This window comes from Bacteroides clarus (assembly GCF_015555825.1).
In the GTDB taxonomy this organism is placed as follows: domain Bacteria; phylum Bacteroidota; class Bacteroidia; order Bacteroidales; family Bacteroidaceae; genus Bacteroides; species Bacteroides clarus.
This window is the reverse complement of record NZ_JADNLF010000022.1, coordinates 1-9,180: the sequence shown is the minus strand read 5'-3', so window position 1 is coordinate 9,180 and position 9,180 is coordinate 1. Positions and strand designations below refer to the sequence as shown.

At 51.2% G+C, this 9,180-nt stretch carries 11 protein-coding genes and 1 pseudogene; 2 read left to right on the top strand and 10 right to left on the bottom strand.

Annotation, left to right across the window (positions count from 1 at the left end):
* The first annotated feature begins 95 nt into the window (after window positions 1–95).
* Together I2F54_RS16045 and I2F54_RS16040 are read left to right on the top strand one after the other, a co-directional pair.
* Window positions 96–629 carry an antirestriction protein ArdA gene (locus I2F54_RS16045; protein ID WP_195501898.1) on the top strand — a complete coding sequence of 178 codons (534 nt, stop codon included), beginning with the start codon at window positions 96–98 and terminating at the stop codon, window positions 627–629.
* A 39-nt stretch (window positions 630–668) separates the two neighbouring features.
* Window positions 669–1,058, top strand: a pseudogene (locus I2F54_RS16040) (DUF6956 domain-containing protein); the annotation flags it as partial.
* Between the two features lie 26 nt (window positions 1,059–1,084).
* Here I2F54_RS16040 and I2F54_RS16035 read toward each other — a convergent pair.
* The 10 genes from I2F54_RS16035 to I2F54_RS15990 form a co-directional block, all read right to left on the bottom strand.
* A complete protein-coding gene (locus tag I2F54_RS16035; RefSeq protein WP_195501896.1) occupies window positions 1,085–1,255 on the bottom strand; it encodes a hypothetical protein in 171 nt (56 codons plus the stop codon).
* A gap of 2 nt (window positions 1,256–1,257) precedes the next feature.
* A complete protein-coding gene (locus I2F54_RS16030) occupies window positions 1,258–1,701 on the bottom strand; it encodes a DUF3872 domain-containing protein (protein WP_195501895.1) in 444 nt (147 codons plus the stop codon).
* A 15-nt stretch (window positions 1,702–1,716) separates the two neighbouring features.
* The gene (locus I2F54_RS16025) at window positions 1,717–2,298 is read right to left on the bottom strand and encodes a conjugal transfer protein TraO (RefSeq protein WP_195501893.1); all 582 of its coding nucleotides are present in this window, start codon (window positions 2,296–2,298) and stop codon (window positions 1,717–1,719) included.
* Window positions 2,299–2,301: 3 nt separating this feature from the next.
* Window positions 2,302–3,237 carry a conjugative transposon protein TraN gene (gene traN, locus I2F54_RS16020; protein WP_195501891.1) on the bottom strand — a complete coding sequence of 312 codons (936 nt, stop codon included), beginning with the start codon at window positions 3,235–3,237 and terminating at the stop codon, window positions 2,302–2,304.
* A gap of 40 nt (window positions 3,238–3,277) precedes the next feature.
* Window positions 3,278–4,591 carry a conjugative transposon protein TraM gene (traM, locus tag I2F54_RS16015; RefSeq protein WP_195501889.1) on the bottom strand — a complete coding sequence of 438 codons (1,314 nt, stop codon included), beginning with the start codon at window positions 4,589–4,591 and terminating at the stop codon, window positions 3,278–3,280.
* Window positions 4,569–4,865: a TraL conjugative transposon family protein gene (locus I2F54_RS16010; protein WP_195501887.1), complete on the bottom strand. Its 297-nt coding sequence runs from the start codon at window positions 4,863–4,865 to the stop codon at window positions 4,569–4,571. The genes traM and I2F54_RS16010 overlap by 23 nt, the downstream gene beginning before the upstream one ends.
* A 4-nt stretch (window positions 4,866–4,869) precedes the next feature.
* A complete protein-coding gene (gene traK, locus I2F54_RS16005) occupies window positions 4,870–5,493 on the bottom strand; it encodes a conjugative transposon protein TraK (protein WP_005680379.1) in 624 nt (207 codons plus the stop codon).
* Window positions 5,494–5,516: 23 nt separating this feature from the next.
* Window positions 5,517–6,512, bottom strand: a complete 996-nt coding sequence (gene traJ / locus I2F54_RS16000; RefSeq protein WP_195501900.1) for a conjugative transposon protein TraJ — start codon at window positions 6,510–6,512, stop codon at window positions 5,517–5,519.
* A 20-nt stretch (window positions 6,513–6,532) separates the two neighbouring features.
* On the bottom strand, window positions 6,533–7,159 hold the full coding sequence (locus I2F54_RS15995; RefSeq protein WP_143868809.1) for a DUF4141 domain-containing protein: 627 nt from the start codon (window positions 7,157–7,159) through the stop codon (window positions 6,533–6,535).
* 11 nt (window positions 7,160–7,170) lie between these two features.
* Window positions 7,171–9,180, bottom strand: a 2,010-nt coding sequence (locus tag I2F54_RS15990; RefSeq protein WP_195501885.1) for a TraG family conjugative transposon ATPase, incomplete at its 5' end; no start/stop codon positions are given.

The following is a 9,180-nucleotide window of genomic DNA, read 5'->3' as shown; positions in this document are numbered from 1 at the left end:
CGGATTTACGGGAAACAGGAAAAAAGTTCAGTGAAACTTCAACTCCCTCACCTCTCAAATCCGCATAAAATTAAAAAATTGAAAATTACAGTAATATGGGAGCAACGACATTATCAGAAGCAAGGGTTTATGTAGGCACTTACGCCAAGTATAACAACGGTTCATTGTACGGCGCATGGCTCGACCTGTCGGACTATTCGGACAAGGAGGAATTTTACGATGCCTGCCGGGAACTTCACAAGGACGAGGAAGATGCGGAATATATGTTTCAAGATTGGGAGAACGTGCCGGAGGGCTTAATCGGCGAAAGCTGGATTTCTGAAAATTTCTTTTCCCTGCGTGATGCGGTGGAGGATTTGAGCGACACCGAGCAAGAAGCCTTTTTCGTATGGTGCAACTATAAAAGCCATGATTTGAGCGAGGAAGAAGCGGATGACCTTGTACGTGATTTCCGGGACGAATATCAAGGGGAATATGACGATGAAGAAGATTTCGCCTATGAAATTATAGAAGAATGTTACGACCTGCCGGAGTTCGCAAAGACCTATTTTGATTATGAAAAGTTTGCCCGTGACCTGTTCATGTGTGATTACCGGTTTGATGACGGCTTTGTGTTCCGGGCGGCATAATGATAACCAATTCGGGCGGGGCGTCAAAGCCCTGCCCACCAAAACGACCAGCATTCCATAGCGGTCAAAGTCCGTTTCGACCACCCGCACCAGTGGGGCGATGATTTGTATAATGATGTGTGGGCGTGGGGGCGCAAAACTGACGAGTTCGGCACGCTGCATCATTTGCAACTGTTGGAGGACAAACCAGACTTTCAGATAATGACGGTAGTTTTCGGTGAGCCAATCAGCCAAATAGACCGCAGTATTTTTGAAGATGCGGCGGCGTGGGGTGTCTGTTCCCTGCAAGGCTGGGTAAACAGTTACGAAAGTGTCCGGTTTGTAGCCATAAACGACCATACGGCAATTATCACGGGCGAATACAACATGGAACAGGTAAAGGTGTGGTTAGAGAAATACACGTCCATAAAGAGCCTTAAAATCAGTTGATAGAGAACGGCGGCTGTTTGCCGCCGTTACTTTCTTCCGTGAGCCTGCCAGCGGGTGAAGAAAGTAACAAAGAAGCCGTTCGTTTCCCTATCATGGAAACAGCCCACCGATGCTTCCCGGCGGGCTGTCTGCCCAATATTTACGCTTTGCGTATCATAGCGTATAAGGCTGGTATATATCCTAACGAACAGCCGCATGGCTATTCCGATTCTTCATCCTCGCTGTTGTCATTATTGAACGAGAACGAAAGTTGCTGCATCTGTCCGAAGCTGTCGATAATATAAATGTCAATCGTCTGCTGGTCTGTCGATGCCGAGGTGTAGTAGAGCCGGAATGTTTCTTTCTCCAGCGGGTAAAGGTCATTGGGCAGGAACACCGTGCCGTTATCCATTTCCAGCTTCCCTTTGCCGTCCGGCTGGAAGTACCTTATCTGATAGGTAGTCGGCTGGTAATAGCCACCACGCACCAGTTGGCAGCGTATTTCGACGGTTTCCCCGACTTTTAGCCTTTTGAGTACTGGCAGCGTTTCGATGCTGAACGGGTACGCCTGCTGAATATCCAAATTGTCATTACAGGCGGTGACAAGCACAAGGGCGGCCACGATGTAGCAGCCCTTGATGATTTTATACATTACATTCTTCATATAATTATATAGCGGTCAGTTGATAATGAATTTCACGCCCAAAGATACCTGCGTGTGGAACTTGCCTATGTCCGAGCCGAACAACGCCCGTTCCCTTGCGTTCAGCAGCAGAGCCACCCGGTCGGTCAGGTAGGCTTCCAGTTCCAGCGTGAGCGCACCGCCGTAAATGAAGCAGTCCTTATCCAGCAAGGTAGAACCGTCCGGCAGCAGTTTTTCGCTTCGGTTGCTCACCTCATACCCGGCGAGTGCCGACAATCCCAATGAAAGGAAAAAGGTCTTTCGCCTGTCCGAAAGGAATTTCAGGTAATAGCCGCCCTCTGCGGTGAACTGTTCTACGGGTATCTGCATATCCTTGTAGTCATACTTTTTGTGCAGGTATTCGCCGCCAATCACCCAGCGGTTGGCGTTCTTGGTGTAAACGCTGTACGCCGCCCCGATGTGGTAGGCGAAATCCGTGTTATCATTCCAGTGTACACCGTCCGTCATGCCTGCCGTCACCTGTAAGCCTTTCATACCCGGCAGGTATCTTTGTGCGTGTGCCTGAAACGAGGTCAGGCACAGCGCAAAGAGCATCATTATAAAGATGTGTTTCTTCATTCCCTATTTGATTTTGAGTTCGTTAATCACTTCTGCGTTCACGATGTCGGCGTTCTCTACCCGGATAACCTGATGCCGCCCGCCGTTTTTCTCGTAGAGTTCCACCAACAGCAGTTTGTCGTTCGGTATGGTGAACTTCGGCAGGGCGTACACCGTGCGCACGGTCGATTTTCCGGCAATCTCTATCACCTCGTTGTAGCTGCGTACCGCATCCAGCACCGTTTCCTGAATAGCCGTGCGTTTGGGTACTTTCTTATCGACTATCTTAAACTTGATGAAGTCTGTGTCGAAAGGCACGTTGGAGCTGTTCTTCGTCTGCGTATGCACGTATAGCATCCCGTTATAGGTATAAATCCCCTTGATTAAGAACTGGATGTCGAAACGCTTGCTACCCAAGTGGCGCACTTTTCGGTCGTTATTTTTATAGATACTCTGCATAATCAACTTTACCAGTAGCGGGCTTTCGTTGCCTAATTCCCGGAAATAGATGTTCATGCGGGTATGCGAAAAGTCGGACGTATCTTCATTTTCCAAGAAGTCTTTCATTTCGATATTGAGCATTTCCGGCTCACGGGCGTACTTGGCGTTGAACGAAAAGAAGCTGCCGTCCTCGCAAATGACGGAGAAGTTCGTTTCGCCCGGAAAGCCCTCTGTCGTGGCTTTCACCCGGATTACGTTCTCCGCACCGTCAGCCTTGCCCGCTATGATGTGGTTGCTTCCCAAATCGACATAGCGGACGGCGGCGGGGAAGATGATATGCACGGTTTTGGCAAATGTCACTTCCATGCCGTAGGGCGTTACCATTTGTCGGTAAGGCAGTTTCCGGGTAATGCCCCGGTACAAGTCGTTACCTGCCGCATACTTCACGGTGTCGGTTTCCTGTGCGTTTGCCGCACACACGCCCAGCAAGAGGGCGAGCAATACAAAAATCTGTTTCATTGTCAATTAAAATTTTAGTGGATGAATATTTGTTGAGTAATTATTGCTGTTTGGCGTAAAGCATCACCTTGTACCCGGCTTTCAGCTTTACTTTCACGGTTCGGAACTTCTTGGCGAGGTAGCCGGACGTTCCTTGCAGCAAGCCCCTTGTCACGTCCATAGCCACCTGCTGCCCGGCACTCTGCGCAAAGGATATACTTGTACCCAGCCCACTGCCGATGTTCGCCATTGCTTCGTTGAACGCTTCCTGCTCCATTGAGGACGGGACGGAAAGCCCCTTTTGCCCGTCCGTGTCGAACACGGCGAGTTCCACCGGGATGATGTTGCCCGCATACTCAATGGAGGACACCAGTATGTCGAGCCGTTCACCCTGCACCTTTGCCGTGCCTGTCACAAGGGTATTTTTCGGCACGACAATATTCCCTGCCTGCATAGGTTCAAGCAGCCGGAGTTTCACCGCCTGCCCGTCCGTCAGCGTTTGGTCTTGGTGGATACAGGCGGCTACTGTGTTCTTTCCCATAGCGTAGCCCGTGCCTACCGCCGTGTTGAAGCCATAGTTTCGTGGCTGGCTGTAAGCACGGATGAAGTCGGCATCGCTCATGGGCTGCTGCAATCCCGATACGGTTGTTTCCCGGAGAGCCTGTACTGCTACCGCATCCGGTTTGCGTTCAATGCCGCCAGTTACGGGTACTTGCGCCACTTGCCCGCCGTCATTCATATACCTTGCCGCCAGTTCGTAGGACTTTTCCAAGAGTGCCATTTGGTCGTCAGTGGTGGGTGTGGCGTTCTGCTGTTGTTGCAGTCGGTCGGTCAGTTCCGCCACCTGCCGCTTCAAGTCCTCTTTTTCCTCGTCCACCGCTGGGGTTTCGTAGAACGTGCTTAACTGGCGGTTGATGTCCCGGTAAGCCGCCCGTGAAGAAGCACCGCCGCCCCTTTGGGGCTTCGCATCATCTTCCGGCATCAGGTCGATTTCCGCTTGCGGTTCTTCCGTTTCATCGTCCCCCGTGAAACCGAAGTCCTGCAAGGATTGTATCTTGTCCTGCTGCTTGCGGTTCATCATCGCCTGTTCGTATGCCTTTTGCTTGTCGGCTATAATCCCGTCCTCTGCGGGCAGGGGTATGTCGGCGTTGAAGCCGCCCACGCTCTCCATGTTCACGTCCTCTTTGCCGGAGGGGGCGAATATCAGGTACATGCACCCGGCAAAGGCAAGGAACATCAGCGGGAAGACTATCATTTTCCTGCGCTGTTGCACCTGCCGGGGTGTCAGTTCCCGTTTGGGCTTCTTTTCCTTTTCGGGCTTCCCGTCCGTCTGCGGTACGGTCGTGCCGTTCTCATTCTTCTGTACTTCTTCCATATTCCGGTTTGTTTAATGGGTTGATACTGTTGATTGTGTCATTGCCTTGCAATGGCAGTTGTCTGATATGTTCTATTTGCAGGCGTTGCCCGTCCCGTTTCCCGATGTTGTAGATTGATGAAACGGTGATATAGATAGACAAGCCACCAAAAAAGAAGAACATCACGAGGATAACCGCCAGCCTTTTGCCCGGCGTAATCCGTCCGCACATACGGCGCAGGCGGTCGTCCGCCCAGTCTTGTACTTTTCCGATATAACTCTGTTTCCTTTCCATACGGCTATCTTTTGACAGTTTGTAAATCCTTGTTTTCGGTAATGGTGAACGCTTCGATGATGAAGCCGTGCGGATTGTTGTCGCTCCGTGTGGCGTTCAGCAGGCGGCACGAGGTCACGAGGCTGCGCACCGTCAGGCTACTTTCCCGGACAATCAACTGGCGGGCATACGTGTTCACCTTGTAGGGGTACTGGTCGAAGTCGCACTTCACGCTGTCAATCTCCACCGTCTGCGTGACGTTCCCGGAAATCACCCGGTTGTAGTAGCCTTTTTCCGCCAAGTCCTTGTAATAGTTGAAAGCGGTCTTGTCGGCAAGGAACAGCGAGCGTTTGATATTACTTTCGATAGCCCCCTTGTCGGGCGATAAGGTGAAAAACAGTTCGTGGAAACGCCGCACGTGCGATTTGGCTTCTACGGGTCTGTTCTGTGCCATGTCCTGCGAGAGTGCCAGCATCAGGCTTTTGCCGTTGTCGAGGACGTATATCTTCTGCCGCTGCTTCTCGGCGAAGCTGTACGAGTTCCATACGGCAAAGCCCGTCACCAGTGCGCACAGGCAGATGAATACCAGCGCAAAGAGCCGGATTTGCCTGAAACTCGTTTCGATATTGTTCAATGACTTAAATTCCATATCCTTAAAAATTTTGATATTGTTTATTTGAGTAGTTTTCCCGATACCTTTCCACCGACTGCGCCAACCGCAGCCCCGGCGACCGACCCGGCTTTCGACACGTTACGGTTGTAGGCGGTAGTCCCGCCAGCCGACACTATCCAGCTTGCCACAGTCGGAATGGTGAAATAGCCCACGATGCCGATAATCATAAAGATTACATACACGGTGCTGCTCCCGTCCGGGATGAAGTTCGGGTCTGAAAGCTGCTCGATGTCCTTTTGGAGCATCAGCGTTTGTATGCGAGCCAGCACGCTGCTGAACAAGTCCGACACGGGTAACCACAGGTAAATGGAGATATAGCGTGAAATCCACTGGGTCAGCGTGCTTTGGAAACCGTCATAGACGGAAATAGCAAACGCCAGCGGACCCAGTATGCTTAACACAATTAGGAAGAACGTGCGCAGTGTGTCTATAATCAGCCCCGCCGCCTGAAAGAGCATTTCCAGCAGTTCCCTGAACCAGTCCCGGACGGACTTCTTGATATTGTATGCCGCCCTGTCCATGTACATGCCCGTCATTGTCACCATGTCGGAGGGCGACCAGCCCAGTTCTTCCAGTTGTCTGTCAAATTCCTCGTCCGATGCGAGGTAAGCCGTTTCGGGGCTTCGCATCAGGGCTTCATGCTCCAGTCGGTCTTTCTGCGCCCGGTACTCGTTCATGTCGAAAGTCTGCGTTTCCATAAGCTGGTTGCAGCCTTTCACCACTGGCGACAATACCGTGTTGATAGTCCCCAACACGAACGTGGGAAAAAACATGATACACAGCCCCAGCGCAAAGGGACGGAGTAGCGGGTACACATCTATGGCTTCGGCACGTGCGAGTGACTGCCACACTTTGGCGGCTACATAGAACAACGCACCCAGCCCGGCTATCCCTTTGGCTACCCCCGTCATGTTACTGCACAAGGGCATCATTTCATCGTACAGCACCCGCAACACTTGGTGCAGGTTGTCAAAATCCACCGCTGCTAATAACATAGGCATATCATATTTATATGTTACCAGTAGCGTTCATCCGCCGAGCCGTAGAGAGCCAGTACCCGGTCGGTGTCGTTCTTCTTCTTCGCCCGCAGGTAGGACACGGATATGTTCTTGCGGGTGTAGTAGTTCACAAGGTTGCGGTAGTTGAGCAAACTTCGATAAGCGTTGTCGATGATTGCCAGCCGTTCGGCATCCGTCAGCGACATACCCGTGATGTTCACTACATTTTTCAAGTCCTGCAACACGTCCGAGCTTTCCGACATCAGTTTGGCATAGCCGAACGATATTGCGGAAAGTTCGTCAGGCGTGAAATTCGGGTCTGCCAGCATGTTTTGGAAGTTGCGCACGTAGATTTCGGATATTTCCGCCACCAGTTCAATGGACTTCTTCACCTTGACACCGCCCTTAACCACGTCATGCACCGCTTTGAGCGCATCGTAATATTTTTTACCCTGCTGGAAAATCTTCTGCGCTTCCATGAAGCCGTCCAGCGTGTTCTTGGCTGTGGTAGAGGTCTGCACTATCTGCTTGGTGGTGTTGATGATGCCCTGTGCCAAGTTGCCGGGGTCTGACACCACCCACTGGGCGGATGCCTTGCCGATGAAGCAAAGGCACACCGCCATAAAGAGGATTATTTTCTTCATGTTCCTAAATTTTAAGTCGTTGATGATTGGGGATTACGTTTGTTTTCCGCAAGCCGCTTGATAGCCAGTTCAAGGTTGCCGCCCAGCTTGTCGGCAAGGGCGAACAGTTCCATTTTTTCGCTTTCCTCTGTAGTGTACGTGTAGTATTCGTCCAACGAAACTTCTGTGGCGTACACCGCCGACTGCGTACCGCCCAGCGAAAAGAAAACTTCCTTGTACTTCCGTCCGGGGTGGTTCGCCATGTTGATAGACAATATTTGCGAACGCTCCTTGTCGGTCAATCCGAGCAGGTTTTGTATGCTGTCAAACTTGTTCAGATATTTTCTTTGGTCTAACAGGATTTTGCAGTCCGAGTTATTGATGATACTCTCTTTCACTATGGGCGAAGAAATAATATCCTCTACCTCTTGCGTGACTACAATCGCTTCCCCGAAATACTTCCTGACGGTTTTGTACAAATATTTTATGTAGTCCGCCATATTTGCGCTTGCAATCGCTTTCCACGCTTCCTCTATCAAGATTAATTTTCTTATTCCCTTTAACTTGCGCATCTTGTTGATAAAGGCTTCCATGATGATGATAGTCGTTATCGGGAATAAAATCTTGTGGTCTTTGATGTTGTCCAATTCAAAGACAATGAAGCGTTTATGTAGCAAATCCAGCTCCTTGTCGGAGTTCAGCAGGTAGTCGTATTCACCGCCACGATAGTACGGTTCAAGCACGTTCAGAAAGTTGTCGATGTCAAAATCCTTTTCCCTGACGTTCTTTTCGGCAAGCCGCTGTCGGTAATCATCCCGGACAAACTCGTAGAACGTGTTGAAGCAGGGCGTTACCGAACGGTCATTGCCTATCCGTTCGATATAGGCACTTACCGCATTGGACAACGCCACTTCTTCCGACCTCTTGGGGGCTTCATCGTCCCGCTTCCACAGGGTGAGTATAAGGGTCTTGATACTCTCTTTCTTCTCGATGTCAAATACCCCGTCCTCGACATAGAACGGGTTGAACGCTATCGGGTTTTCGTTTGTATAGGTGAAATAAATCCCGTCCTCGCCGTGTGTACGGTTGTGGATAAGCTGGGACAGCCCCAAGTAGCTGTTACCCGTATCTACCAGCAGCACGTGCGCACCCTGCTCGTAATACTGGCGCACCATGTGGTTGGTGAAGAAAGACTTTCCCGACCCGCTCGGCCCAAGTATGAACTTGTTGCGGTTGGTGGTGATGCCTTTCTTCATGGGCAAATCCGAAATGTCGATGTGCAGCGGGCGACCGCTTACCCTGTCCACCATTTTGATACCGAACGGCGAAAGCGAACTCTTGTAGTTCGTTTCTTCCACGAACAGGCAGAGAGCCTGCCCCAAAAATGTGTAGAAACTTTCCTCTGCGGGGAAGTCGGCTTCGTTACCGGGTATGCCCGCCCAAAAGAGCGTGGGCGTATCGACCGTGTTGTGGCGTGGCTTGCACTCCATTAAGGCAAGCTGGCTTCCCACATCGTTGCGTATGCGTTTGAGTTCGTCCCGGTCGTCACTCCATGCCATGACGTTGCAGTGGCAGCGCACCGATACAAGCCCCTTGCTGTGGGCTTCGTTCAGGTACTCGTCTATCCACTCCTTGTTTACTTGGTTGGCACGGGAGTAACGGGAGAGTGATTGCATGTTCCGGGCGGTTTGCTCGAAGTTTTTCAGGTTCTCGGCGTGGTCGTCTATGAAGATGTACTGGTTATAGACGTGGTTACACGACAACAGCACGCCCACCGGGGCGGCAAAACTTAACCTGCAATCGCTTCTATCGGTGGACAGCTTTTCAAACCGTGTGTCCGTTCCGACCTTGCCGGGCAAATCTTCCACGTCCGAGAGCGTGTGCAGGCACAGTATATCGTCCCCGACACGCATTTCTTCCGGGTACAGTCCGATGTCTTTCAGGCAGGTGGTGTCGGTCTGCGATAGCGAGAAGTATTTCTCGATGATGCCCGCCTTTCCGTCCTGCCCGGTGATTTCCGATGCCGCCAGCCGGGTAAGGGT